At 42.6% G+C, this 26,486-nt stretch carries 23 protein-coding genes; 14 read left to right on the top strand and 9 right to left on the bottom strand.

Features of this window, described 5'->3' with window-relative positions; genetic code table 11:
• The first annotated feature begins 57 nt into the window (after positions 1–57).
• A complete protein-coding gene (locus AB4589_RS18485) occupies positions 58–603 on the top strand; it encodes a GNAT family N-acetyltransferase (protein ID WP_017096652.1) in 546 nt (181 codons plus the stop codon).
• A gap of 141 nt (positions 604–744) precedes the next feature.
• Here the strand turns inward: AB4589_RS18485 and AB4589_RS18480 are convergent, their stop codons facing one another.
• Both AB4589_RS18480 and AB4589_RS18475 read right to left on the bottom strand, forming a co-directional pair.
• Positions 745–2,094: a sensor histidine kinase gene (locus AB4589_RS18480; protein WP_372101424.1), complete on the bottom strand. Its 1,350-nt coding sequence runs from the start codon at positions 2,092–2,094 to the stop codon at positions 745–747.
• Positions 2,087–2,776 (bottom strand): response regulator transcription factor, encoded by a 690-nt coding sequence (locus tag AB4589_RS18475; protein WP_029222829.1) that lies wholly within the window; start codon positions 2,774–2,776, stop codon positions 2,087–2,089. The genes AB4589_RS18480 and AB4589_RS18475 overlap by 8 nt, the downstream gene beginning before the upstream one ends.
• A 538-nt stretch (positions 2,777–3,314) precedes the next feature.
• Here AB4589_RS18475 and AB4589_RS18470 point away from each other — a divergent pair.
• The 10 genes from AB4589_RS18470 (at position 3,315) to AB4589_RS18425 (ending at position 13,950) form a co-directional block, all read left to right on the top strand.
• Positions 3,315–3,872, top strand: coding sequence for a hypothetical protein (locus tag AB4589_RS18470; protein ID WP_017102472.1), 558 nt, complete (start codon positions 3,315–3,317; stop codon positions 3,870–3,872).
• 161 nt (positions 3,873–4,033) lie between these two features.
• Positions 4,034–5,977 carry a putative bifunctional diguanylate cyclase/phosphodiesterase gene (locus AB4589_RS18465; protein WP_372101422.1) on the top strand — a complete coding sequence of 648 codons (1,944 nt, stop codon included), beginning with the start codon at positions 4,034–4,036 and terminating at the stop codon, positions 5,975–5,977.
• 843 nt (positions 5,978–6,820) lie between these two features.
• Positions 6,821–8,566 carry an EAL domain-containing protein gene (locus tag AB4589_RS18460; protein ID WP_372101420.1) on the top strand — a complete coding sequence of 582 codons (1,746 nt, stop codon included), beginning with the start codon at positions 6,821–6,823 and terminating at the stop codon, positions 8,564–8,566.
• Between the two features lie 223 nt (positions 8,567–8,789).
• Positions 8,790–9,161 carry a GntR family transcriptional regulator gene (locus tag AB4589_RS18455; protein ID WP_372101418.1) on the top strand — a complete coding sequence of 124 codons (372 nt, stop codon included), beginning with the start codon at positions 8,790–8,792 and terminating at the stop codon, positions 9,159–9,161.
• Positions 9,158–10,012 carry an ABC transporter ATP-binding protein gene (locus AB4589_RS18450; RefSeq protein WP_009844747.1) on the top strand — a complete coding sequence of 285 codons (855 nt, stop codon included), beginning with the start codon at positions 9,158–9,160 and terminating at the stop codon, positions 10,010–10,012. Before AB4589_RS18455 ends, AB4589_RS18450 begins: the two co-directional genes overlap by 4 nt.
• On the top strand, positions 10,012–10,869 hold the full coding sequence (locus AB4589_RS18445) for a hypothetical protein (RefSeq protein ID WP_135385625.1): 858 nt from the start codon (positions 10,012–10,014) through the stop codon (positions 10,867–10,869). Before AB4589_RS18450 ends, AB4589_RS18445 begins: the two co-directional genes overlap by 1 nt.
• A gap of 900 nt (positions 10,870–11,769) precedes the next feature.
• The gene (locus tag AB4589_RS18440) at positions 11,770–12,057 is read left to right on the top strand and encodes a putative quinol monooxygenase (RefSeq protein WP_371710349.1); all 288 of its coding nucleotides are present in this window, start codon (positions 11,770–11,772) and stop codon (positions 12,055–12,057) included.
• A complete protein-coding gene (locus AB4589_RS18435) occupies positions 12,057–12,644 on the top strand; it encodes a nucleotidyltransferase family protein (RefSeq protein ID WP_029223767.1) in 588 nt (195 codons plus the stop codon). The genes AB4589_RS18440 and AB4589_RS18435 overlap by 1 nt, the downstream gene beginning before the upstream one ends.
• Positions 12,645–12,720: 76 nt before the next feature.
• Entirely contained in the window at positions 12,721–13,248 is a 528-nt protein-coding gene (locus AB4589_RS18430; RefSeq protein WP_009844743.1) for a DUF4823 domain-containing protein, read from the top strand.
• A 264-nt stretch (positions 13,249–13,512) separates the two neighbouring features.
• Positions 13,513–13,950, top strand: a complete 438-nt coding sequence (locus AB4589_RS18425) for a bifunctional diaminohydroxyphosphoribosylaminopyrimidine deaminase/5-amino-6-(5-phosphoribosylamino)uracil reductase RibD (protein ID WP_371710348.1) — start codon at positions 13,513–13,515, stop codon at positions 13,948–13,950.
• 17 nt (positions 13,951–13,967) lie between these two features.
• On the opposite strand, the gene AB4589_RS18420 is transcribed toward AB4589_RS18425, so the two are convergent.
• Positions 13,968–14,420, bottom strand: coding sequence for an NUDIX pyrophosphatase (locus AB4589_RS18420; RefSeq protein ID WP_371703149.1), 453 nt, complete (start codon positions 14,418–14,420; stop codon positions 13,968–13,970).
• A 279-nt stretch (positions 14,421–14,699) separates the two neighbouring features.
• Between AB4589_RS18420 and AB4589_RS18415 the strand changes: the two genes are divergently transcribed.
• The 3 genes from AB4589_RS18415 to AB4589_RS18405 all read left to right on the top strand — a co-directional run bounded on the left by AB4589_RS18415 (position 14,700) and on the right by AB4589_RS18405 (position 18,134).
• Positions 14,700–16,412, top strand: a complete 1,713-nt coding sequence (locus tag AB4589_RS18415; protein WP_371710347.1) for a pseudouridine synthase — start codon at positions 14,700–14,702, stop codon at positions 16,410–16,412.
• A gap of 202 nt (positions 16,413–16,614) precedes the next feature.
• The gene (locus AB4589_RS18410) at positions 16,615–16,995 is read left to right on the top strand and encodes a hypothetical protein (RefSeq protein ID WP_371710346.1); all 381 of its coding nucleotides are present in this window, start codon (positions 16,615–16,617) and stop codon (positions 16,993–16,995) included.
• Positions 16,996–17,120: 125 nt separating this feature from the next.
• Positions 17,121–18,134 carry an alpha/beta hydrolase family protein gene (locus AB4589_RS18405; RefSeq protein ID WP_372101415.1) on the top strand — a complete coding sequence of 338 codons (1,014 nt, stop codon included), beginning with the start codon at positions 17,121–17,123 and terminating at the stop codon, positions 18,132–18,134.
• A 20-nt stretch (positions 18,135–18,154) separates the two neighbouring features.
• Here AB4589_RS18405 and AB4589_RS18400 read toward each other — a convergent pair whose 3' ends face one another.
• The 6 genes from AB4589_RS18400 to AB4589_RS18375 form a co-directional block, all read right to left on the bottom strand.
• Complete coding sequence (locus tag AB4589_RS18400) at positions 18,155–19,222, bottom strand: helix-turn-helix domain-containing protein (protein ID WP_372101413.1); 1,068 nt, start codon at positions 19,220–19,222, stop codon at positions 18,155–18,157.
• 157 nt (positions 19,223–19,379) lie between these two features.
• Positions 19,380–20,738, bottom strand: coding sequence for a Na+/H+ antiporter NhaC family protein (locus tag AB4589_RS18395; protein WP_372101411.1), 1,359 nt, complete (start codon positions 20,736–20,738; stop codon positions 19,380–19,382).
• A gap of 190 nt (positions 20,739–20,928) precedes the next feature.
• A complete protein-coding gene (locus AB4589_RS18390) occupies positions 20,929–21,693 on the bottom strand; it encodes a fumarylacetoacetate hydrolase family protein (protein ID WP_372101409.1) in 765 nt (254 codons plus the stop codon).
• Between the two features lie 67 nt (positions 21,694–21,760).
• Entirely contained in the window at positions 21,761–22,813 is a 1,053-nt protein-coding gene (locus tag AB4589_RS18385; protein ID WP_371727448.1) for an MBL fold metallo-hydrolase, read from the bottom strand.
• Between the two features lie 188 nt (positions 22,814–23,001).
• Complete coding sequence (locus AB4589_RS18380; RefSeq protein ID WP_372101408.1) at positions 23,002–24,786, bottom strand: SgrR family transcriptional regulator; 1,785 nt, start codon at positions 24,784–24,786, stop codon at positions 23,002–23,004.
• A 597-nt stretch (positions 24,787–25,383) separates the two neighbouring features.
• Positions 25,384–26,415, bottom strand: coding sequence for an IS110 family transposase (locus tag AB4589_RS18375; RefSeq protein WP_065680108.1), 1,032 nt, complete (start codon positions 26,413–26,415; stop codon positions 25,384–25,386).
• Positions 26,416–26,486: the final 71 nt, after the last annotated feature.

Here is a 26,486-nt window from a genome sequence, read left to right as displayed (position 1 = left end):
ATTATAACCTGCCGACCAAAAGACACTTAAATCATCAGCCAAAAGAAAAGGGAAAACATGTTTAAAACAGTTATCGATGAAGAGTTATCCATCGCTCTGGTTGAAGAGAACTTCGCATCTCATTACGCGGAAATTTCACAAAGCCAAAATGAGTATCTTAGCCAATGGTTAGCATGGCCACCGCACTGCAAAACAGAGCAGGACTTTAGGATCTTCATCCAGCGCTCGCTACATGATTACGCGGAAGGCAAAAGCATGACATGTGCGATTGTGTACAAAGACAATATCGTCGGTAACTGTAGCTTTAACACCATTGACCACAGCAAACAGAAAGTCACGATAGGCTATTGGTTGTCTGAGACTTACCAAGGTAACGGGATCGTTACACGCGTAGTTGAGAAGCTCATTGATATTGCTTTCAATGAGTTAGATATGGAAAAGGTGGAGATATCAGCTGCAACTGGCAACCAGAGTAGTCGCAAGGTTTGTGAGCGCTTACATTTCACATTAGAAGGTATCATAACTCGTAACGAGAACTTAAATGGCCGTATCATAGATCATGCTATTTATGGCCTTCATCGTTTAAGCGCCAACAATATCTAAGCTTGATTTTCTACTTGGTAAATTTTGCCAATTGATAGTGAATGATAATTGGTAATTAGTAAGTTAATTAAATTAGTAAGCCACGATATTAAACCGTGGCTTTCATTTTTAAGAGTCTAATTGGTCTCTTACTAAAATCATTTACGTGATCTTTGGGATTAAGATACAGAACTTGGCACCACCGCGATTGCTATCGCAGATCCGAATGTCCCAAGAAAGCTTTTTAGCCGCTGAAATCGCTATCGCTAGACCTAACCCTAACCCACCAGTTGCTGATGCTCTGCTAGAATCTAAGCGAGAAAACGGAAGGAATACTTCTTCACGCCTGTCCTCCGGTATCCCAGAGCCATTGTCTTCAAGCAGAACCAGCCAATTTTCTGAGTTCTCGTCCAGAGTTACCCAGACTTTGTCTTGTGTGTAATTCCCAGCGTTCTTAATCACGTTATCAAAAACCAAACGCGCCATCGAGCAATCACACTTAATTTTGCACTCTAGCTTTACTTTGGACTCAAAAATAACATTGTCTAACTCCGAGTAACGGATTCTATCTAAACAATACTCGCGAAGGTCAGCTTTCACTTTAACAAGCTCGAAGAAAGAATTATCCATGACATTCAACTTCGACAGCATGATAATTTCTGACGTGAGGTCGTTGATATCCCCGATGTAGGTATCAATATCATCGAAAAAAACCTGATGATGCTCTGGAGCTTCCCGCCTTAAGAGATCCGTCGCCAATTGAATACGGCTTAGCGGTGTACGGACTTCATGTGGAATCGCTTGAGCAAATATATGACTTTGTTTTACTTTGCTCTCAATCTCCTCAGCCATGAAGTTAAAACTTTTGGCTAGCTCAGACACTGGGTGTATATCATCTACGTCAGAGCGAGTACTCAGCTTCCCCTTACCAAACTGCTTCTGTTTCTCAACAAGTAACTCTATTCTTTCTTGAAAACGCCTAACAGGTAAGTAAACACTTGCGCCAATAGCGAAGATAACGGCCAACAAAAGCCCAATAAGAAAGTTTCTTTCTGAATCTTCATACCACTCAATTTCAGGTGAGAAGAAATCGCCTACCTCACTGAACGCAAAGCTAAACCTAGAATTTGGTAGCTGAAATACTGCCGAATAGAGATTATTTTCACTTAGGTATACCGGTACACCATTCAAGGTGGTAAATAACTCGCATCGTTGACACGGAGCCTCTCCCGACCAATTCTCCAACAGGCGTAAATTGAAAATATAAAATTGCTGGTAGCCTGTTCTGTCGAGTTCTTTATATAGCGAGTTTTCTCGGTTGTGTTGACGAACATACTGCTCAGAAAAGTAGATGCCATCATTAAGGAATATTTCGATCTGGGTACGCCGCATGTGCCCTTCACCAAGGTTCCAAAACAAAAATATCGTTGCCGACATCCCTGCCACAATTCCAAGGTACAAACGAGTAAACATAGAAACAGATCGAAGTTTCACCGCGATAGACTTATACAACCAGCATATACCCCTTGTTACGAACCGTACGGATCAACTGCTTATCTTTTGCATGCATACGCAGCTTCCGGCGCAACCCTGAAACACGCATATCAATAGAGCGGTCGTTAAAGGCATAATCAATACCTCTAAATAGCTGGCAACATTGATCTCGAGTAACGACCTGACAAATGTTATTAACAAGAAGATTTAGAATTTCAAACTCGGCAGAGGTGAGCTTTAGGTTCTGTCCATACAGAGTGGCACTTTGAGCTGTACTGTTGATCACAATTTCACCTGGGGTTTCAGCGGTCGTGTCAGGCTCAGCAACAACAGGGGCTGCGCGACGCAATAGTGCTTCAATTCGTGCCAATAATGCATGACCACGAATAGGTTTTGCTACGTAGTCATCCGCGCCAAACTTAAACAAACTAACCTCACTCATTTCATCAGCAGAGGCAGTCAATACTAAGATAATCCCATTATAAAATTCGCGAGCCTGTCGGCAAATCTGTGCGCCGCTCATTCCTGGAAGCATCAAGTCCAACAGAACGAGATCGGGTTCAATACTGCGGATCGCTTCAATGGCCAAATCCCCTTCATGGACAACGCTAACATTGTAGCCTTCAGCTTCGAGGTAAAGCGTAGTTAAACGCGCTATCGCCTGGTCATCTTCGACAATCAGCACTTTGGTTTTCGACATTTCTATCACCAGCATTTATTAAAAGCGAGGGCAGTATATATACTGTTCATATATCATCAATATTGTTATTGAAGTCACTAACTTACCGTACGCAAAACATATTAATCACTTTTGTACATACACGTTTACAAACCATCGTTCAGCAACAAAAACGCTCATTTATTGATTGATTTCCCGTCAAAAACGGAAAATCTAGACGCTTAAATGCTTACGTTTGCTTACCTTCTTACGCACACTTACATTAAAAGAATTTACAAAACTCATTCAAATAAACTTGCTAAACATTAATAACACAATAGTTAGTAACACTTCAAATCAACAAAATGACAGATTTTAAAACCGCGATCGTATTCTAAAAAATTGAAGAAAACGATTACTTAACCAATCAAATAGCATGTTCCATTATCAAGCTCTCTCCCCCTCTATCAAGTAAAGTCTTCTTCAAGTAACATTTATTCGGCTAATCATTAACTCAAATAATAAACAACGGTGACTTACTGATTAAACAAAAGTCACTTTGTCACAAGGCCACTTAAAGATGAACAAATCGCTTTTAATGTTACTAACCATAACCGCTTTGTTGGCAACACGAGTCACCGCTGCTCCTAATAAACATGAGGTGATGAATCAAATCAAAGCGCAAGTAAGCTCTTGGATAGATATTCAAGTCACACCACAAAATAGTATTATCCAAAAGATGGTCTTCAACTGTAATTTCTACCTAACAACCCCAAGCATTAAATCTCCAGATGGCAACGAAAGCAGCTCTGGTTCATATCGCTTTTATTCACATAATGGGGTAGTCGGCGCGATGACTGAACCTTTCACTACTCAACCCCTTCCAGAATTAACAATGTGTCTGAAAGAAGACTTCATCGTCACTAACCAAGATCAAGCCCAATTATTATTTGAAGCAATTGAGACGGTATACACAAATCATTCAATGTTTGACGATCGCTTCCCGAAAGAAATCGTCAAGACATCAACAGGTTGGAACTTCATCAACGGGGAAATTTTTGGGGACAATAAAGGCTATGCGATTGAAAGCACCCCGAAAGGAAAAGTAACCAAAATTATCCGTTCACTGAATCTTTAAACGCTATTTTTGTCGCTAATTTATCTTTAGCGCCTGATTTTTCTTTAACACATAGCTCCTTCACGGCTGTTAAAGATCAGAGTTCAATTTGATAGACGCACTGCCAAAGCACGACATCTGTCTGCATAAATCGATTAAAGTATGAGTTCCCCGAATTTATTATGATGACCAGCTACCAACCTTTCGAACATCTAAAGTGTCCTATCTGGATATATGACATTGATAATAAGCGAATAACCTGGGCAAACAGCAGTGCCCTCCCTCTTTGGGAGTCTGAATCTCTATTTGAACTGACCTCACGCGATTTTGGTGTTGAAATGTCAAAAGCGATCGAAGCAACGCTTGAAGAATATCAGAGACAATTTCAGCGAAATCAAAGTGTAAAGACTTGGTGGAACTTCACCCCAAAATACATTTCTAAACGCGCACTATGTCTTTTCTCTGGAATCCCATTACCCGATGGCCGAACAGGGATGCTAGCGCAAGTCATCGCAGAAGAAGAGAGCTTAAAACGCGATCTCACATACTCTGATGGTTCCAACCTCTCTCTTTTATTCAACAAAGTGGGAAGCGTAGTGAGTGCAAACTCCGCTTTTTCTAAAAACTACGGCTCGCCGTTTAGTCGCCTATCCGATTTTGTTTCAAGCGAAGAAGTTGCAGACCAATGGTTATTTTCAGCTCGCAAAGGTCGAGACATTTTGGAGGAAGTCAGCTGTAAAATTGAAAATAAAACCCACCACTTTGATGTTCATGGAAAGTGGTTGTTTGACAAAAGTGAACTGCTATTAAACCTAACCTGTACCACCAAACAAAAAGAAAATTTGATTAAAGCTCGATATAACGCAGAGCACGACTGTCTCACTGAGCTCTACAACCGCCGCGGGATCACCAAAAGGCTCGAATCGAGTATTGCCTGTCGCTCGCCCTTTGAATTGATGTTTGTGGACCTTGATGGCTTTAAGTTGGTGAATGACACTTATGGGCATAGTGTTGGTGACCAACTACTCAAAAAAGTTGGCAAGCGTCTTAAACAGATCCTCGACGAAACATGCACAATCGGTCGCTTTGGTGGTGATGAGTTCATCGTGATTGCTCACGCCCGAAAAAATCAAAATATCCCGTTACTCTGCTCTCGCATTATCGATTCTTTGAACAAAAGCTTCCAAATAAAAGGAATTGGCACCTTATCTGTAGGTTGCAGCATAGGTTCTGCTCATTTTCCAGATAATGCCACGGATAAAGAATCATTGTTAAAGCAGGCCGGAATGGCGATGCATGTTGCCAAAGCCAATGGTCGGAACCGCTTCCAAACTTTTACTCCAAATTTAGCGCAGATTCTGCATCGGCAAGTAGAGATACGCCATAGGTTAACTCTGGCACTAGAAGGTGATGACCTCAATCTTCATTACCAACCGATAATGGACACCAATAGCAATAAAGTTAAAGGGTTTGAAGCCCTACTTAGATGGTCGGATAAAGATCTGGGCAACATCGAGCCTGATGAGTTTATTAGCCTAGCGGAAGAAACTGGACAGATTGTTCCACTCGGAAAGTGGGTCCTTAACTCTGCACTTAAGCAACTGTCGATATGGCACCGAGAATTTGATGATGAATTGGTAATGAGCATCAATATCTCGTGTATTCAGATGCACACTACTTTTGCAGAGCAACTATCGGCAATGCTCAACTTCTACAACATACAACCTAAAAGTATCGCCCTTGAGATCACTGAATCCTCAATGATCTTCAAACACGGTGAAGTCAGACAAGCATTAGACGATATTTCAGCGCTAGGCGTTGAGCTACACCTTGACGACTTCGGCACTGGCTACTCCTCACTCTCTATGTTACATGACTTGCCAATTAGTACCGTTAAGCTAGATAAAAGCTTCGTCCATGGCACCTATAAAGGGAGCGAAGCGATTGTCCAAGCCACCTATGCTATCTGTGAAAAATTGGGGCTTAAGGTGGTTGCGGAAGGGGTCGAAACTGAAACACAAAAAGCTTTCTTAACCAGTTGCGGATATCAATATTTACAGGGATTTCTGTTCAGCAAACCTATCCCACCCGATGAAGTCGAAATGCGATTTTTGTCTAGTAGATAACTCGGCTCTAAGGGGGTTACTTACTAAAGCAATTAAACTCCCCAAGCACAATATAATTATGTAAGTGGTAAATGCGCAAATGCTATCAACTATACCGCTTACGTAAATTTTACGTCATACCCAAATCTAGATAATTTACACTTTGGTTAGTTGTAATTAAATCACCATTTAAATTACTCCCCAATGTCACCCTAATATAATTATCAATATCCAACCAACCAAAGTAGACATACTTATACTATGCTCTGGAAAATAATACTAGATATTACCTTTTCTTATAGATCGGGTAATCTTGAATTTATTTCCTTTATTTACATAAACTTAAATGACATTAAAATAAAACCATCCTTATAGAAACAGTCCGACTACAGAAGTAAAAACAAGTGCAATACAAATTAACATAGAAAATAAAACTATATTCTCAAAATTAACAATAAATAAACCATATCGAGATAATCATAAAAAACCGGGCAATCTGACATATAAATAATTTAATCATATAAACCAAAAGCCAAATTAGCTTTCCAAAGAGGGAATGACAAAAATTACAGAACAAGACAAAAAGTAAAAATCCAGCCCCTAGAAATGGATAAATGCCAAAATAAATGGATAAATCCACTTTACCCCTTGTAAATCATCAACTTTTATTTATAAATTCAAGTTTTGGGTGAACATCTCTATAACCTGTTATTGACCCCAAAATTCTGCGATTAGTATCAACATCTTGAGAGAAATAGTGACATTTTAGTTATGTTATTTAGAAAGGACTCTTAGGTTGAATGAAAATCTCAGCATCACATATCAATCACGTAAATATAATAACTATCGCTTAGGAGTTAAGCTATGCATTGTTCTTTCAATATAAACGATAACTATGAGAGCTTGCAATTAATTTATAATGAAGAAAAAATATACATAAAAAGGAACAGTAATAAGATATCAGAGGAAAGTCTTAATAGTAAAGAAAGTTTTGTTTTTAAATATCTTATTGAGCATTCATCGATATCAAACCCTCAATCTGCTAGAGATGTTGAAAAGTCATTTAAATTACACTTCGATGAAGAGTTCAGTTTATACGCTTTAAAGAATATTATTGCTTCGATAAGAAAAAAGTATAGAAATCTGTGTAAGAAAGCCAAAATTAACAATAATAGTGAACTTATCTCGAACCTTTATAAGGTTGGTTATTTTATCGATCTAGATAAAAGTACAACCAACCGTATAACACCAAAATACAACATCAACCAATTCAAGCTCAGCCATATCGAGATGTTGAAGCTGATGCTCAACACTTACCAAAAAGAGTTGATCAGAGGCTTTATAGCCGTTTGTACCGTTTCTTCATTTTTTTTGTTCGTTGTCTACTTCTTCCAAATCCTTTATACAACGAAAATTGCAGATGAATACAGTAAAAACGCAAAGCAAATAGTAGAGGAAGTAATGAACTATGGCTGTGATAGCGAAGTTGCAGTGTACGCATTGAGGCACTCACTTAACCTTGATTCTGTTTTGATGACAACGCCTTATGGTTCATGCTACATATCCAAAACACAATCAAAAATGGTTGAACTAGACCAAATTGAAAACTTTGACGATAGCCTAGATTTTGCTTATTCACGCTTCTCAGACCCCAAAGAGGACATCGAACTCATTGCGCGTATTTCTAAATGGTCTATTGAAGCTAGATATAAGAACTCATTACTCCCTCTTTTGGTTGATTCAGTTTCCATACAAAAAAATGGTCACTACATATTAAACCTAGGCGAAAACAGTCAGCCTATTTATCAAGCCCCACTTCCAACCGGTGCAACCATCACTTTCTACAGTGATGATATTGTGCTTCTGTGGGTCATTTTTTCTCTGGTGATCGCCACACTACGTTATCGCTCCTATATTCTGGGCTTTATGATCTACCTGTTGCGTTGGAAACACATCTCCTTTGAAGAAGAGCCCATCATCAACACCGAAGACAACAGCGTCCTGTATTACGAGTTGCTATCTCGTGTGCGTAACGTTGGCGTTTTAAGCTTCATCAACACCATGAGACGCACCAATTTACTCACCTTTCACACTATCTTGCTCATAGAGACGGTCAGAAAAGCCAAATTACACAACAGCCATGAGATCTATGGTGTCAACGTGTGTCCGAGCGCTTTGGTGGGGTCGAACTTCGCAAGGCTCAGAGAGCATTTGGCCGCGATGGAAACGAATGAATTTGTCGTCGAGATTACTGAATATTCGAATATTGGCTATGGATGTGAGGTTATCGATAACATTAAGGATATCAAAAAGCTTGGTATCACTATCGCTCTGGATGACTTTGGTACGGGCAATAACAACATCGAAATCATCAATGTTATCTCTCCGGCCTATCTAAAACTGGATCGTTGCTTTGTTAAGGATATCGAGTCAGGAGAGCACCATCAGGGTGTATTGCTTAATATCTCTGAGATTGGACGCTTATCAAATATCACGATGATTTATGAAGGTGTCGAGACGCGCAGGCAGCAATACATCTTGTGTCAGCTAGGCTACAACTTACATCAAGGCTACCTATATAGCCGACCCAATGACTCAGAGGAGCAATAGGCCCTGCCTAATAAAAATCTTGATGAGCAACCATTTCCTATTCAAATAATCATCGCTCATACAGCTGCTTGAAAGCCCACAAGGACGTAGGCTTCAAGTACCCTCCCCGCCAAACATGCTTTATCCAAATATAAAAATATCCGATCCATTTTCATAAAACCCTTGCCAATTCGTATAAAAAGGTTAGTGTTATACACATGTATATCACCATGCAGTTTTAATTATGACCGAATGGAAAGACGACCAACCGATCTTTAGGCAGCTTGCCTCAAAGATCAGTGACCAAATTCTTCAAGGTGTTTGGTTAGAGCAACAAGCATTACCCTCTGTGCGCGCGGTTGCTGCCGATCTCAAGATCAACCATCTTACTGTCATGAAAAGCTATAAGTTACTGGTGGATGAAGACTTGGTAGAGAAAAAACGCGGACAAGGCATGTATGTGGCCGAAGGGGCACTTCAAAAATTGAAAGAGTCTGCACACCAATCATTCATCAACACACAGATCCCAGCCATCGCTGAGACGCTAGGCATCATTGATATGAGTGTCGAAGAACTCGTGAAACAGCTAGAACAACATATAAAGGACAAGTCATGAGTACTTTACTTTCAGTGAAAAACGTAACCAAAACCTATTCAAATCAAGTGGGTGTCGAGAACATCAGCTTTGAGTTAAAACCGGGGCAAGTGCTTGGTCTGCTAGGCCACAATGGCGCAGGGAAATCGACTCTGATCAAATCACTGCTTGGCGGACACAGCTATCAAGGTGAGATAGAAGTTAACGGCTATCACCCTATCCACCAGCATGCAGAACTCATGTTGCACCTGTCGTACATTTCAGATGTTAATGTGCTACCCGAGTGGATGACCGTTAAACAACTGCTTCGATACACCCAAGGCGTGCACCCAAGCTTCAACAAGCAAAAAGCAGAACAGACGTTAAGTAGCACCAACATTAAGCTGTCTTCAACGATCAAACAGCTTTCTAAAGGGATGAAGGTACAACTTCACCTTGCAATCATTATCGCGACCGACACTCAAGTGTTGATCTTAGATGAGCCAACGCTAGGTCTAGATCTGCTCTACCGCGATACTTTTTATCGCCACCTCCTAGAGTGGTTCCATGACGGCGAACGCGCGATGATCATTGCCAGCCATGAGGTTTCAGAAATTGAACACCTATTAACGGACGTATTGATTCTAAAACAAGGCCATTGTGTGCTGCAAAAGAGCATGGAAGACATCGAGAACGACTATTTCATTATCGATGTCGCAAACAACCACTCAAGCGAAATTCAGAAACTCAATCCACTGACCTCACAGCCAGGGCTAGGAACCACTAAGTGGTTATTGGAAGGTCAATACAAAGCGCAAGTTGAATCATTGGGTAACATCTACAACGTTGGTCTCGCAGACCTATTCCTTGCAACACAGACGGAGAAGGCATAATGCACCCAACTTTTTATATGCTAGAAAAAGAACTGATCGAGCACAAAATTAACACTCGATTGCCTCTGTTTATCGCGTTATGTGGTTTCTTGCTGTTCGTTAGTTTGTTTTTCAATGGCGCAGCGCAGCATGAGTTTTTCTTCCAAATGGAAGTGAATGGTGACGTAAGCGACATACACAGAGAGTTCGCACAAGACCTCAACTCAGTGATCTACTTTGGTGCTGGCCTTATTTCACTCATACTTTCGACGCTTTACATCCCTAAAACACTGCGTAAAGAGCGCCAAGAAGGCAGTTCGATGTTTTGGAGAAGCATGCCAGTATCCAATGCCATGACTCACTGCGTGAAGCTAGGCTTCGGTCTAGTGGTTATTCCGGCTATCTGCGCGCTATTAGTTCTATTCGCCGACTTCCTATTCTGGATATTGAACGTCTCAAGCGAACAACAATTGGCATTGATAGTAGAGCAGCAATCACTGTTTTATGTGCTTAGCAATTGGTTGGTATTCTTTGGGCGAATGATGTTAGTTGCACTGGTTTTATTGCCACTAGCAACCGTTACTCTGGCAATTTCGCAGTTAGTGAATTCTCCACTGCTTGTCATTTTTATCTCAAGCTATGCGATTAAGTTACTCTCGGTCGCCGTATTTGGATTCTATGGCATCAATGACTTCTTCTCTCTCATCGCATCACTACCAATAAAGGTACTAACGGCGAGCAACCCATTCAGTGCGATTGCAGAAGCGCCGGTTTTGTCTTTGGGTATTTATGTACTGATTGGTGTTGGCGGGTGTCTACTGAGCTTGAAGCTGAACCGAACCGATGATGTCAGTTTGAAGACGCTGTTCCATCGATAGAGTCACTTATTCTGAGCTCTCAACGGGTAACCAAATCAGATATCAAAATCTAAATCAAAGCTTCTGAGAAATCGGGAGCTTTTTTGATCACGACTTTGCGATATAGGAATGGGAAACAAGGACAAAGGATTTTAGTTGGGAGTAACAGAGTGAAGAAACAAGAGAATCTAAGAGGAGGTATTAATGAGCTGACATTGAATTGCATTGTTGTTAATGCTTGTCAGCTCTTTGGGGGATGATTTCTTTAGTCGCCGACCAGATGAAGGTCCTTGAGAGTGCTATTGAAATCGATTTGTTACGTTTTACATATGATTAAGCTTTTCAGCTTTCTTATTTTAAAGCTTTACGATTTAAAGCTTCTTTCGCTGTGTCTTTCCAGTATTGGATGCGAACGCGATGAAGCTGTGCTCTTCTCATTTTTTTCATAAGGGATATTTCCTTTTCTTTAACTGCTCTTCATGAGCTATTTTTATTGCCAACCATTCGAATCTAACGGTGTTTGATGTCCAGATCAATGATACAAATCACAAAATTTATAGAGTTTTGAGTACCATTTACATCAAAGTATGACCTAGATATCAACTATGGCTCAATTCAATCCTATGAGCCGCTCTTCAAAATTAAGGTTAGTTCTCTCAGATGACAAATTCATTTCAGTATCAATACAGTTCAATGATACTAATTTAATAGACCGGACCAACGCTGATTTAGTTCCAGCATCTTATCTTTTATTACTCGCCTCACCCGCAAAGTTACAGTGTAACTAGGCCTGTATTCAATGTGAACAATTAATCGCCACATTAGCCTATACGTCACAACATCAAAATGGGATTATGTTTGTAACGGGTTGAGCTTTTGATAGAAAAAAGCTGTAGTGAATAAAATTAAATGGACGTAATTATGAGTAAAGTAATTCTGCAAGGGCATATTCTCGTGCCAGACAACGACCTAGAAGCCGTGACACAAGCCTTGGTTGTACACAAAGAACTGACACTGGAAGAACCTGGTTGTATTGTGTTTCGAGTCAGTCAAAGCACGCTTCAACCTAATCGCTTTGAAGTGTATGAAGAATTCACTAGCCGAGAAGCATTCGAAGCGCACCAACAGCGAGTAAAAACGTCTGAATGGAGTGAAACCTCCAAGAACGTGACACGTCATTACCAAGTCACCGATGTTCCGACATCATAATGATACATCCGCTAGCCAACAGTATCGTCACGTTGATCAAGCAAGATCCCTTACGAATGCAGGTTTTAGACTGTGTCGCTCAGCTGGATTTGCCGCAGTGCTATGTTGCTGCGGGCTTTGTGAGAAACCTCGTTTGGGATCACTTGCATGACTTTGACTCCCCGACGCCTCTCAATGATATTGATGTGATCTACTTTGATACCATTGATACCTCCTACGAATCGGATCTTCGATACGAGGCTCAGCTTAAACAACGCTTACCTGAATTGAATTGGCAAGTTCGCAATCAAGCCAACATGCACACCAGAAATGGGGATGAACCTTACCAAGGCTCATTGGATGCGATGCGTTACTGGCCAGAGAAAGAAACCACAGTCGCCGTCAAGCAAAGCCCGACAGGGGAAATCGAGTGCATTTCGGCTTTTGGTTTAGAGAGTTTGTTTGATTTAAAGATCACACCGAATCCCAATCGCAGCAGAGACGTGTTTGATCAACGAGTTCAGTCTAAAAACTGGTTAACTCATTGGCCGAAGTTAACTATTGGTTGTTTGAGTCTCAAAGGGTCCTTTGTCGCTCGTACTAATTAGTCGCAAATTTTATACATTAATATGTTTAATATAAACTATGGTTAATATTAGCTCACATCCATATAAGGTAGCTATTATGTCGATTTTACGTGCGTTACTGATACTTATAAGCTTAGTTATCATTGGGTGTGCTGATACACATAAACTTCAGGTTACGGATGTAAACTCGACAGCTAAATTTGAAACAAGTGATTCAGTTTTAATCGGCCGCTCAAAGAATGGGGAATATGGGAAGCACTATTATTCAGGCTCAGGACTAATGGTGAGTAAAGCTCTTCAATCAGAGTTATTCACAAAACTAAACAACGTCGCAATCGCTAACCAAGCAGCTGATTACAATTTTGTCCTTGAATATGCGAAAAGCAATGAGTTCGACTACTTAATTTTTCCTACCATATTACACTGGGAAGATCGCGCGACTGAATGGTCAGCAAAGCCAGATAAAGTAAGCGTAAAAATTACAGTTGTTGATGTTAAAACAAAAGTAATTATTAAGTCTGGCATAATCGAAGGAAAAAGCGGGCTAGCTACCTTTGGCGGTGACCACCCACAAGATTTATTGTCAGAGCCGGTCAGCGAATTTATGGCTAGCCTATTAAATTAATTATCGTGGTGATTCAATAATTGAGCTCTATTGCGTAGACAACATCAACTCTACCTTATGACACCGTAGTTAGCATGGTTAACCTATGTCGAATCAAACTTTGCCTCTGTACTAAAACCATTGACTAAAGTCGCAATCAGATCGAACATGCCCCCACTTGCTTAGCTTATTAATTTATTAGCTTAGTAAGTTAGTAACTAACCAAGTCATCAACCGCGCGCGGTCACTCACTGCTGCGCTCTCTCGTCATACTGAGTAACGACCATGAACCAACAATACATGCTGCAAGCTCTTGAAGCTTCGCGCCAAGCCCTACCCGATTGCCAACCAAACCCACCAGTGGGCTGTGTTTTGGTGAAAAACGATAAAGTGGTGTCTGTTGGATATACGCAAAAGGTCGGTGGAAACCACGCCGAAGTTGAAGCACTGAATGGCTATGACAGCGAAACGGACGGAGAAATGGAAGGCGTTACCGCTTACGTAACTTTAGAGCCATGTTCATTTGTTGGCAGAACACCCGCTTGCGCCAGTACATTGGTTAAAGCAGGTGTAAAACACGTAGTAGTGGCGATGCTAGACCCTGACCCTCGCAATAATGGTCGTGGTGTGGCGATACTCGAGTCGCACGGCGTGAAAGTCGATGTAGGGTTATGCCAAGAACAGGTAAGCGCCTTTTTAACCCCGTATATTGGTAAGTCCTAGCTCTTAAACAGCCAGTGCTAATTCAATTTCACTCGGTAAAGCGGATTGACTGGCTTATCGACAAAATACGACCAAATATGATCGTAGACGGCATGTTGGTTGGGGAACGGCGCAAGTGCTTTCGCTTCCTCTAAATCGCACCAGCGGTACTCTGTATGTTCGTCATTCAGTTCAATCGCTTGGTTGGGTGGGCATAGCACCGCAAACACAGGGATTAGCTGAATCACATTAACATGCGCCTCGTAAAACTGCTCCAGAAACTGCGCGTTATACAAAGCTTCCACTTTAATTTGGGTCTCTTCTTCAAACTCGCGCACGATAGCCTGCCAGCCTGTTTCACCTGCTTCAATCGAGCCTGCGACGTGGCACCAAAACTCGCCCTTCACACGCTTCATTAGTAGCATTTTCATTTGTCCGTCGATCTCTGAAAGAGCGACACCGGATACAATTGAAGTATTGAGTGGAATCATAACGTTACCTTAGTTTTCATAAGAGGGCGGCAAGGCTACCACCCTTGGTTTGTTAAATTGTCTTCTATGATTAAAAACGAGAAGTTACTCATCAATTAATGAAGTTCAAGCCATAACTCATAGGCTCGTCGCTTGGCTATCTAGTAATAGAACCATTTCTTATTTGAGGCGCTTTTCGATAAAGAGTAGAATCGCCGCCTTGTACTGTGTTTAACGTCTCTAAACATACACAGTAGACTCACAACCATTTATCACCACGATATAAGTATTAATACGACTATGCACTCATCAAAACCAACGCACGACTCAGAAAACAGCCACACACCTGAGCATTGCTTCACTCGTTTTCAACAGCCGATCGAGTCATATTCGTTGCCTGAGCGTTTCACATTCCCGTTCTACTACGAACCGCACCCACTGTGTGAAATCGCCTCTCATCAGCTTCAACAGTATCTAGAAACTCAAACCGACTGGCAGCATGACTTCGGACTGGATTCTGACGATGGTCGCGGCAAAATGTTTGGTGTGTTACTGGTGAAAAGCCCTGAAGGTGAGCTTGGTTACTTCTCTGCTTTCTCTGGAAAAATCGCCGACCAAAACCTACTGCCTCACTTTGTGCCGCCCGTATTCGACATGTTGAGCAGCGATAGCTTTTTCCATCAAGACACAGCCGACATGATGGCTATAAATGCGAAATTTAAAGCGCTGCAAGCAAACGCTGAATACCTTGAATTGTGTGAACAGTTAGCACAACAGAAAGCACAGGCAGAACAGGAGATCGAAGCGCAACGTTTGTTGATTATAGAAGGCCGAAAAACACGTAAAGAACAGCGTGAACAAGGTAAAGAAAACCTTGATGAGCAAGCCTTCGAACAGCTAAATAACGAGTTAAACAAGGCCAGTGTTGCCGACAAGAATCAGCAAAAATATCTTAAGCTCAACTGGGAACAGATCCTAAACGAGTTACAAATGAAAGTTGATGTGTTCACTGATCAATTAGTTGAACTAAAAGAGCAAAGAGCGCACCTTTCTCATCAGCTTCAGCACAAACTGTTTTCACAATACGCTTTCCAGAATGCGGAAGGTAACATTGAGGATCTCAACCAGATCTTTGAAGACACGCCAAATAAGATACCACCAGCAGGTTCTGGCGAGTGTGCCGCACCCAAACTTCTGCAATGCGCGTATTTAAACGGTTACACACCATTGGCACTGGCTGAATTTTGGTGGGGTCGTTCACCGAAATCGGAAATCCGTAAGCACAAGAAATACTACGCGTCTTGCCAAAGTAAGTGTGTACCGATTTTAGGCCATATGATGAAAGGCTTGGAAGTCGATCCCAACCCATTGCTAGAGAACCCAGCAGAAGGCAAAGACCTCGATATCCTGTTCCAAGACGATCACATCGTTGTGGTACACAAACCAGCAGGTTTTCTATCCGTACCGGGTAAAACCATAAAAGATTCGGCCTACACTCGTGTTCAAGAAATGCATCCCGATGTTGAAGGGCCATTTGTTATCCACCGCTTGGATATGGCGACCTCTGGCATTCTAATATTTGCGCTTACACGACGTGCGAACAAAAGCCTACAGAAGCAGTTCATTACTCGTGAAGTTGAGAAGCGTTACGTGGCAATGATAGAAGGCGTTTTAGAGCAAGATGAAGGTTATGTTCGCTTACCACTACGTGGAGATTTATACGATCGTCCTCGTCAGATTGTCTGCTTCGAACACGGCAAGCCTGCTGAAACGAAATGGGAAGTGATTGAGCGAAGCCAAGACACAACAAAGGTTTATCTGCACCCGAAAACGGGCCGCACACACCAATTACGTGTTCACTGTTCACATGAAGAAGGGCTTAACATGCCTATCGTTGGTGACGGCTTATATGGCAACAAAGCCGACCGACTGCACCTACACGCAGAAAGGCTAGCACTACACCACCCAGTCACCAAAGAGTGGATGGAGTTCCAGTTCGACGCTGAATTCTAAGCGTTAAGCCTATTTTCTGCGTTAAAACTACTTTCTGCGTTAAGCCTAAGAGATAAACCAGAGTCACAAACCGTTTGTGACTCTGACTCCCTCTTTCTCCTACCTCTTTCGGATAATTCACCACGCTTATTGCACTACATCAAGGTCCACTTTGTTGTGAGGAGTAGCATGCGCCTCTTCTTCTTTCCTTGAGGCCTTTGATATGTCATCAGCTGCTTTGAATATACAACCCAACACAACGACTTCTTCCGTGATCGCTTCGCAAGCACTAAGCTTGAAACCACTCACAAACAAAAAGCCAGATTTAAACTCGGCAATGCTCAATCTAATTGTAGAAGTGAAAAACGAACTCCCTCTTTACGAGTCGGAGACGTTTATCTGTGGGCCAAAAGGAAACTGCGCCGGTTGTTCTAAGAAACTACTGGAGATGGTCGACAGTGAGTTGATGTATTGGGAACACAGCATTTCAATTGGTCAAGGCCCTAACTTCGAAGAGCTGCGTCGCTTTGGTAAGCTATGCAGCAGTGTTAGACGTGGCTTAGAGCGAAACGGGTTGGTAGAAAAGCGTCCAAGACGTAGATAATCCAAAACTGAGCCGAAAATTCGGTAATAAAACACGATTTAGGGCGTCCTCGATCGTGTTTGAGGTCTCGCCCTCACTGGCTTTAGCTCATATTGGCTCCAATCACCTAAATTGGAGTTAAAACCATGAAATGGACACGTTTACTGTTCACATCCCTACTTTTCCTTTGCAGTTCAGCCATCGCTTCCGATGTCGGGTTCACTCAAGTCACCTTAACTGACGATCCTAATCGCCCGCTAAACACTGCCATTTGGTATCCCACACTAGATGCATCAGACACAACCTTGATTGGCGATAACCCAGCCTTCATCGGCACGCAAGTCATCAAAGATGGAGAGATTCAATCCGGCACTTTTCCAGTAGTACTGTTATCACACGGTTACCGAGGAAACTGGCGAAACCAAAACTGGTTGGCGACCGAACTTGCGAGTCGTGGCTACATCGTAGCGGCCACTGACCATCCGGGAACCACTTCTTTCGACCAATCCCCGAAGCAAGCAGCGAAATGGTGGGAGAGACCACAAGATATGTCACGCATTCTGGACTACTTGTTATCCCAAACCCAGTGGAAGCAATTTGCTAACGCTGAAAATGTTACCGCAATCGGGCACTCTCTAGGAGGCTGGACAGTGATGCAATTGGCAGGAGCGAAAATAGATAGAGCGACCTTTGAAGCCGAGTGTCTTATATACCCTAACCCGCGTACCTGTGGACTGTCTGATGAATTAGGACTATCACAAGCCCAACCAGCTGAACCAAATGAAAAAGACCTATCAGACCCTAGAATTCAGCGCGTTGTCAGCCTTGATCTGGGGCTTGCTCGTAGCTTTTCGCTACAAAGCTTAAATAACATTACAGTGCCAACCTTAATATTGGCTGCAGGAATTGATATTGGCGACTTACCCCAGGCATTAGAGTCTGGCTACATTGCTGAGCACATGCCTCTTAATTTAAGACGCTATAAGGTCTATGAAAGCGCCACCCATTTCAGCTTCATTCAAAGCTGTAAACCTGGGGCAATACCGATGCTTGAAGAAGAAGTCCCAGGCGATGGCATTATTTGTAAAGATGGCGTTGGTACATCACGCGACCAGCTACATCAATTGATCTTAAACGACATCATTAGCTTTCTGAACTGATAAACAGAAAGCAAACACACTTAATCTAACACTTGTGGCGAACTTCGGTACTCACTCGGAGTTTGCCCAGTTATCCTTGAAAATTCTCGATTGAAATTGGACTTGGTCTGAAAGCCTGAACTAAGGAAGATGTCAGTTATCGCTTCATCACTTTGCTTCAGGAGAGTCTTAGCGTGCTCAATTCGATAGGCATTGATCACCTTCGAAATATTCTCATTATGAGTTTGGTTAACCGCAGACGATATTTTTCGAGCTGGGATACCTAGCTTTCTCGCCACTCGATTCAGGGACAAATCTGGATCTTTGAACACCTGATGATCCTTCATTAATGCATCAAACTTAGCGACGATTTGCGGGACTTCTTCATCGACTTTTAGGCTTGTCGACGATACCGCAGATACATCAATGTCTTCAGGAGAATAGCTTGGTGTTGTCAGTTCACTCTGCTGTTGGTTTTGTTCCTGAATCGGAGACGTACTAGTGCTGACAACAATCACAGTCCCAACAATCGCAGGAATAAGAACTAAGTAGCTAATAGATAGGATCAAGTCTGTGTGTTGTGCGTTGAGCAGCAAAATATCATACGAGATAATGCTATCCACGAGAGCTGAAAACAGTAAGGCTATACCAGCCGTACGCTCTGCATACAAAACATTCGATACATCACTCAGCCTGACGTGCTCTGGAAAGTTAAACGATGACTTCAACAACAAGCAGCCATAGCCGAGGTACAACGAGATCAACAATAGATCAATCGTTCCATCCCAAATATACGAATAAGAAAAGGAGCCAACCAGAACAACCACTGGGCCTAAGCAATGCAAAAGAGACAAAGGTTTACTTCGATGAACTCCCGCAAAGCAGAGCCATGCAGCCACCGGTACGCTTGCCCCTAGAACTGGCTGTAAGAAACGAAACAATGCGATATCTACCGTCCAACGTAGCCCAACGACAGTAATCATCAACGCACACAACATAATAAACCAAAACGGTTTTTGGCTTGTTTGTGGGTAACGATATCGAAGCAAAACAGCCGTGATAAATAACAACAGAGCAGCAACAAATGGCAGGGGAATGGCGAGCATCAAAGTTCCATTTTAATAACAGAGTATATAGCGTCGATAACTCAATAAGTATCGATGATAACTTGAACTCATGGTAATTCATTCGCCATATATAATAAAGACTCCTAGTCAGGAGCCTTTATTATCAAAATCAGTGATAACTAAGTTTGGTCAGTTGCTATTAAGCGTTAGCCACTTGGCGCGCTGGGTGTTTGATAAACACAGCGACTACAGCCACGATTGCAAGTGCAAAACAGTAGTATGAGTTAGACACGATTTCCAAAGGCGATAGGTTAAATACCGAACCTAAAAGCAATACCTGCGCACCGTAAGGCAACACACCTTGAATCACACAAGAGAAGATATCCAACAAGCTTGCTGAGCGACGCGGAGACACGTTGTTCTCTTCCGCCAATTGACGAGCCACGCTACCAGATACAATAATCGCTACCGTGTTGTTTGCAGTACATAGGTTCACCATAGATACCAAGCCAGCAATACCTAGCTCGCTCGCACGACCATTCGCTTGCTTAGAGTGTGAAGAGCCAAACGCACGGATCACACCGCTTACAAGGTTAGTTAGGAACGCTAGTCCGCCTTGGCGACGCATCAGCTCACTCAAACCACCAATCAGCATCGACAGTAGGAAGATTTCCTGCATGTTACCGAAGCCTGCATAGATATCTTGAGCGTAATCCGTCATACCGTAGTTCTCAATAGAACCTAAACTCACGCCACCCGCTAGCAAGATACCAATGGTCAGCACGACGAATACATTCATGCCCGATACCGCAAGAATCAGAATAGTGATGTACGGCAGAACTTTGAGCCACTCAATTGAGCCTGTTTCAGGCACTTGAGTTGCCGTGCTATTGAAAGCAAAGATGACAATCGCTATCAATGCAGCAGGAAGTGCAATGCGGATGTTCTCTTTAAACTTGTCTCTCATCTCACAGCCTTGTGAACGTGTCGCGGCAATCGTGGTATCAGAGATGATTGAAAGGTTGTCACCAAACATCGCGCCACTTAGCACCACACCAGCAGTCAGAGGAATACTCATGCCAGCTGAGTCAGCAATACCTAGCGCAACAGGGGCAACCGCAGCGATGGTACCCATCGACGTACCCATTGCGGTCGCAATGAAAGCAGAAATAAGGAAGATACCCGGTAAAATCATGCTTGTCGGAATCGCCGACAGCCCAAGGTTTACGGTTGCGTCAACGCCGCCTGACGCTTTAGCTACAGCCGCAAAAGCACCCGCCAATAGGTAGATCATACACATTGCGATAATGTCTTTGTGACCTACTCCACCTAAGAACTGTTCGATAGCACGGTTCAATTTATCTTTGCTTAGCAACAACGCTAGCATCACTGCAGGCAAAGCCGCAATCGGAGCTGGAAGCTGATAGAAAGCAAAATCGACGCCTTGCAGTGACAAGTACGTACCTACGCCAATAAACAGCGCTAGGAACACGATCAGAGGGATAAGCGCAACTGCAGAAGGTGCAATTACAGCATTAGAATTTTTTGAATTGGACATGGAACATCAACGCAATAGAACAGGAAGATGAGCAGACTAATGTCACACTTAAGGCTTGTCAACGTCTAGACGTCTAAACGCCCAATTTAATGCAAAGTAATAAGCACATCATTGAACATCACATAATAGAAAAGGCTACTTACTAACCAGTAAATAGCCTTTCGAGAACAGATCATGTAAGCAGAAAACTTTATAACTTTTGTTTAAATATCACTTCATATTCGCCCAGCTCGTCATAACGTACTGTCGTTAGTTGATCGAATTCGACTTCAACAACACCACAATATGACCCGGTAATAATGGCCTCCCCCGCTTCGAAGCTAACACCGCGTTGAGTCATGGTGTTAATCAGCCAATAGATAGGAGTTTGTGGTAGTGAGTTTGGGTGCTTACCAGTGAAGGCTTGCACTTTCTCATCTTGAGTAATAGCAATCTCAAAGTTCGCCGCTGCAAAAGCGCTCTCTTTACTAAGCTCAGGGCCAAGAAACAAACCTTGATTAGCTAAGCCATCGGCCAACACTTCATAGAACTCTACGCCACTATCATCGGCAAAGCGGGATTGAATAAGCTCTAAAGCCATGCGACACGAACCGATAGCCTCATTAACTTGCTCTTCAGTGTAACCATTGGAATTTGCTGGTAAAGGCTTGGCCAAGACAAAAGCAATTTCAGGTTCAATACGAACTACTCCGTTATCCGAAAAAGCCTCGCATTCAGAACCAAACTGAACGCTATCTTCGAAAATAGGCGCAACGATCAACTTCTCTTCGCTCAATGGCAACAGGCATTTCCAACCACCGACTTTACTGCGGTGAAGGTCAACCATTGCTACTTGAATGTGTAAAGAATCTTCAAGGTTGTTCGGGCGAAATTGATCACTCATTCGCGCTGCTTTCATACCAGCAACTCGGTAGCTTAGTAACTCCTTTGCCGCTTGTCTAAACTTACTTTGCATGTCTTATCGCCCTGAAATTATAGGGCTTTATAATACTGAAATTTATAGCTTGTGGGTAGGTATCCAATTACAGTTTCCACCATGCTTGAACAGGTACTGGTTCTGAAATCACCAAACGTTCACCCATCACAGGGCTTACCATTTGTACATCTCGCTCTTTGCTTATCGCCAGTGCTTGTTCCATTGGGTCTTGCCAATCGTGCATAGAGAGATCAAACGTACTGTTGTGGATTGGCATCATCACCTTACCTTGCAGGTCGATGTGAGCCTGAACGCTCTGCTCTGGGAACATATGAATATCCGCCCAAAGTGAATTGTATGCGCCCGTTTCGACCATGGTAAAATCAAACGGCCCATAGCGCTCACCAATCTCTTTAAAGCCATTGAAGTAACCAGAGTCACCACTAAAGAAGACTTTCTTATCTGAAGCCTTAATAACCCAACTCCCCCACAGTGTTTGGTCACGATCAAGTAAGCCACGACCAGAGAAGTGCTGTGTTGGCGTCAAAGTAAACTCAATATCTGAGGCTGTTGCCGATTCCCACCAGTTCAGCTCAATAATCTTTGCTTTATCCACGCCCCACTTTTCCAATAGTGCGCCAACTCTTAATGGCACTAAGAACGTACCCACTTTGTCGGCGAGCACCTTAACCGCGCCTTTATCCAAATGGTCATAATGATCGTGGCTGATCACTACCACATCAATATCAGGCAATTCTTGCAGTGAGATTGGTGTTGGGTGAAAGCGCTTTGGCCCTATCCATTGAACTGGCGATGCGCGATCACTGAACACAGGATCTGTCATCACTAACTTGCCATCCAGCTTCATCATCACACTTGAGTGACCTAAGCGGTAAACAACGTCGTCTTGTTCTTCGATCAGTTGCTCGGCTGTCATTGGTATCAGAGGCAATGCAGAGCGCGGCACTGACTCATTCCTTTCCACTGTCACATAAGCTTTCAGGATTGAAAAAATATCAGACATACCCGATTTGTATTCCAGCTCACTGTTAACAAACTTCTTCGGAAGCTTATCTAGATTGTCGTTTGATTGTGAACCTGTGCTGACGATAGCGACCACGGCAAGTACTCCTAAAATCGGTAATAGATATTTTTTCATTGGTATCTCTTCATCGGTTGGGATAGACCCAACACATAAACTACACCGACTAGTTTACATACCAAAACAAAAAAAGTAAACCAGTGAGTGTAACTTTTAATTTGTCTAGACGTAAGCGTGTCAAAGTCGATTTTGGAAAAACCAACTTTGGCAACGAGTTAACTTAGTTATTTAGTTAGGGAGAAAGGTTAATCTGCAGACCATACATTCTTGAAGTCTGGCCATCCCCAGTTTGTGATGGCCACGTTTTTCAAAATGCCTTGGAAACGCACGGTTTGCAGGTGATGGAACATGGGCACTAACCAATAATCAGAAATCAACGTGGATGCAACGGGCTCCAACTCTGCCAAGTAATTCGGCAGTTCAACTGAGGCTTTGTGATGATCTAAGCGCTGTTTAAGCCAATCACTGTTCATCTCTCCTAGCGCCGAGTGCAACACGGGGTCATTCATTAACCACGAAAACAATGAAGATGGCGCATTATCATCGAGATTCAGGTTACACAACACCAGATCCTCCTTTAACTCACCACTCTGAGAGAGCTGCGCCAATTCTCGAAAACTGTAGGTGTTCACCTCAACTTCCACACCATATCGTTTCAATATGTCTGAAACGCAGATGGCACATCGGTACAACGCATAATAGTCATAAACTGCAATACTCATCTTTTTCGGTAATTGTGCTTCTTTCGAAGGCGTTCGATACAATTTTTGCCAACTTGGCAGTATGTTTTGAGCTAAAGAGACACTGAACAAACCCTTATTTTTTTCCAACTGAGATAAAATCGCTTGTGGGTTGGTCAGTTCTGAAAGGTATTTTCGCTGCTCATTATTAAGCGGAGTTGCAGCTGAATTCTGATTAAATAGGATAAACAGGCATCCATCCTCGACTCGGCTACGAAGGCCATCTGTGTCTGCAGAAACAAGCTCCGTATCGCTTTTCCCTAACTGATGGAAACAAGAAGAATCTTCATAAGACGAGACTTGCATTTGGCTGTCATCGAATCGAGCACTTCCCGTCATCGACTCTTCAAACTGCCAGATGGTCACTTCATCAGTCAAAGAACGACAACCATAATAGAGCTCAAATGCCGCGAGCTTGATCCGTTCATTATTGGTCTCAACCACTTTAAATGGACCGGTACCAATAACTGCATGTGACACCGAGTTTAATGGAGACGGTTCACGAGTTACTTGCGCTGCGGGTTGAATCGAATATTTAACGCCAGCAAGTAAACCAGCAAAGCCCGTATCTGCTTTGGTGAGTTGAAAGCTGATCCTCAATGGCTGTTCACTGTAAACCGAAGCGACATGGGCTAACTCTATCTGATAGAAAGGTAGGGGTTGCAAGGCTGAAAACAACGAAACGAGCTGCTTGGCGTCAACGGGTTGCCCATCGTGAAAGGTTAGGCCTGGGCGCAAATAGAAAGTCCAAACTAATTTTTCAGCATCATATTCCCAATGGTGCGCCAGTTCAGGCTTCAACTTGCCCTTGCCATTACAAGTGACTAAGCAACTGAACACTTGCCTGATCAAAAATCGTTCGCTACTGCGGTGAATATGATGCGGGAATAGGTCTTCAAACTTACGTTTATAGGTTAATTGAACGTGCAGCAGCCCTTCACGCATCGTCGCGCCAGAGGTTTCTTGGAGGAGAGAGCCAAATATCGCGCGGTCGTTGTCTAAAATTGAGAGTGCTTTTTCGTATTTGCCCTGCTCTATCAGTTTACTAGCAACATGTTGAGTCAATTCTTGATTGCTAAAACGTAAAGTCAGATTAGAACGTTGATTCCTGCCGACTTTTGGCTCCCACACCAACCATTCAGCCTGATGCATCTTGCCTAACAAAGTTCGTGCATGGCGCAAGCTGGTGAACAGCTTGTCTGCCACCTCAGTTAAGGTAACCGAATGTGAGAGGTTAGGCTCAAACGAATCTAGCCTTGTGTAGTAACGCATCATGTTTAGATCAGACAAATAATGAACCTTTTTAGAAACAACCCTTCCTGATTAATCCCATTATAAAACACATCAGCCAAAAAGTAGCGCTAAAAGACAAAAACAGGAACAACTTAGTAAAAAGCCATCTGTTTATTACTTCCTATTAAATAACCATAATTAATGGGTCAACAAGGAACTTTGAGTTCCCACCAAAGCCTAATACAAAAGAAGTAATCATCATGAGAAAATACTATCTTAATAAGCTTAAAAGCACCTGTAGCAAGCTCGAAAGAGAAGCACTACGAACACTTATAGAGCTATGTAACTGGCGTTATTAGTACACTTTTAAGCACCGAGTTAACGCGAGTTGAGTACAACCTAATATGCTCCTACCCCCAATATGTATATGGAATCCACGTATTTACAAAGTGATTTTGGTAATAAAAGTTAAGATGCGGTCGTATATTCGGCTTCTTATTGAAGGAGCTACCTTCTAGCCTTTGATGTTTTGCGCACCTACTGTCCTTATCGAGTTAGCAGCTTGCTTAGCATGACAGAATGGCCAGGTTTTCAGTAGGTTGGTCTTACCTTTTATGCATCATCATTTTGTGAAATTTAAGAGTTTATTAATGATTAATCGGTGAGTAAAACAGGTTTATATTCAGATTCATACCGTAACATTGCCCATGCAGTCCGTACCACTTTGTTCGCCAGTGCAATGCAGGCCTTCTTGAATCCGATACGATCTATGATACTCCTCAACCAAGCATCCTTTTGAGTCTTCGGTTTTTCTGGTAGTCGTCCAACGTAAGACATTGCACCAAGATAGAGAAGGGAGCGTAGCTCTTTCACACCACCGCATTTATCGATCCCAACCATAAAGACCTTACCACCTGAACTGTGTTGTTTGGGCGTAAGACCAACAAACGCTGAAGCTTGCCTTCCATTCTTGAACTGCTTTCCATCACCCAGAGTGGTATAAAGCATCGCAGCTGTTGTTTCACCAACACCTTCAATTTCCATTAATCGTTGGCATGGTTCTATCTGACGGGTTAACGCATTTTTCTCTTTTTCGAACGCGATGAGTTTTGCTTTCAGTTCTTTATATTGCTCCCACAACATGGACAGAACGGATACAACATTTGCTGGTATTGAGGTCTCTCCATCAAGTACTGTTTGAACCGACGCTTTTAAACCTTTTTCACCTCTAGGGTTTGCTATCCCGTAGCCCAAAATCGTCCCTCTAATGTGAAGCCCTAAGGAAACCACACTACGAGATAAGAACCTACGGCTGGTTTCTAATGAATGCATAGATTGTTGTTCTAATGACTTTGGACGGCTGTACTTGATACCAATTTGGATAGCGGCATTAGCGATAGCAAGGGCATCATTATGATCAGTTTTATGTCCTTCTAGGTAGCCTTTCACTTTCTTCGGGTTGATAATCCGCACTTCGTGTCCAAACTTTTCAGCTAATTGCCCCCAGTAGTGGCAGCCGCAACAACCTTCCATGGCGACAATGGAAGGCTTAGCCTTGGCAAGAAACTCTTTCATTTTCTGTCGACTTAAAGGTTTATTGGACAGCATCTCACCGTAAATACTGATATGGCAGGCTTGCAGAACATTTTTTGCTAGGTCGATCGCGATAACATTTTTAGTCAACATATTGGAACCCTCGTTATAACTGCACTCTGCTAAGTGTAGATTGGCAGAGAGGGAGTGGATTCCATACATCA

It is taken from the genome of Vibrio sp. 10N.222.49.A3 (genome assembly GCF_041475145.1).
Classification (GTDB): domain Bacteria; phylum Pseudomonadota; class Gammaproteobacteria; order Enterobacterales; family Vibrionaceae; genus Vibrio; species Vibrio tasmaniensis_A.
This window is presented reverse-complemented; position numbering and strand designations above follow the sequence as displayed.

Bases quoted from the DNA above. Each gene is read 5' to 3' on its own strand.
- AB4589_RS18440 (WP_371710349.1), top strand. From the start codon at position 11,770: ATGAGTAAAGTAATTCTGCAAGGGCATATTCTCGTGCCAGACAACGAC.
- AB4589_RS18385 (WP_371727448.1), bottom strand. From the start codon at position 22,813: ATGAAAAAATATCTATTACCGATTTTAGGAGTACTTGCCGTGGTCGCT.
- AB4589_RS18450 (WP_009844747.1), top strand. From the start codon at position 9,158: ATGAGTACTTTACTTTCAGTGAAAAACGTAACCAAAACCTATTCAAAT.
- AB4589_RS18390 (WP_372101409.1), bottom strand. From the start codon at position 21,693: ATGCAAAGTAAGTTTAGACAAGCGGCAAAGGAGTTACTAAGCTACCGA.
- AB4589_RS18445 (WP_135385625.1), top strand. From the start codon at position 10,012: ATGCACCCAACTTTTTATATGCTAGAAAAAGAACTGATCGAGCACAAA.
- AB4589_RS18435 (WP_029223767.1), top strand. From the start codon at position 12,057: ATGATACATCCGCTAGCCAACAGTATCGTCACGTTGATCAAGCAAGAT.
- AB4589_RS18425 (WP_371710348.1), top strand. From the start codon at position 13,513: ATGAACCAACAATACATGCTGCAAGCTCTTGAAGCTTCGCGCCAAGCC.
- AB4589_RS18415 (WP_371710347.1), top strand. From the start codon at position 14,700: ATGCACTCATCAAAACCAACGCACGACTCAGAAAACAGCCACACACCT.
- AB4589_RS18455 (WP_372101418.1), top strand. From the start codon at position 8,790: ATGACCGAATGGAAAGACGACCAACCGATCTTTAGGCAGCTTGCCTCA.
- AB4589_RS18460 (WP_372101420.1), top strand. From the start codon at position 6,821: ATGCATTGTTCTTTCAATATAAACGATAACTATGAGAGCTTGCAATTA.
- AB4589_RS18405 (WP_372101415.1), top strand. From the start codon at position 17,121: ATGAAATGGACACGTTTACTGTTCACATCCCTACTTTTCCTTTGCAGT.
- AB4589_RS18395 (WP_372101411.1), bottom strand. From the start codon at position 20,738: ATGTCCAATTCAAAAAATTCTAATGCTGTAATTGCACCTTCTGCAGTT.
- AB4589_RS18410 (WP_371710346.1), top strand. From the start codon at position 16,615: ATGTCATCAGCTGCTTTGAATATACAACCCAACACAACGACTTCTTCC.
- AB4589_RS18375 (WP_065680108.1), bottom strand. From the start codon at position 26,415: ATGTTGACTAAAAATGTTATCGCGATCGACCTAGCAAAAAATGTTCTG.
- AB4589_RS18470 (WP_017102472.1), top strand. From the start codon at position 3,315: ATGAACAAATCGCTTTTAATGTTACTAACCATAACCGCTTTGTTGGCA.
- AB4589_RS18420 (WP_371703149.1), bottom strand. From the start codon at position 14,420: ATGATTCCACTCAATACTTCAATTGTATCCGGTGTCGCTCTTTCAGAG.
- AB4589_RS18430 (WP_009844743.1), top strand. From the start codon at position 12,721: ATGTCGATTTTACGTGCGTTACTGATACTTATAAGCTTAGTTATCATT.
- AB4589_RS18475 (WP_029222829.1), bottom strand. From the start codon at position 2,776: ATGTCGAAAACCAAAGTGCTGATTGTCGAAGATGACCAGGCGATAGCG.
- AB4589_RS18485 (WP_017096652.1), top strand. From the start codon at position 58: ATGTTTAAAACAGTTATCGATGAAGAGTTATCCATCGCTCTGGTTGAA.
- AB4589_RS18465 (WP_372101422.1), top strand. From the start codon at position 4,034: ATGATGACCAGCTACCAACCTTTCGAACATCTAAAGTGTCCTATCTGG.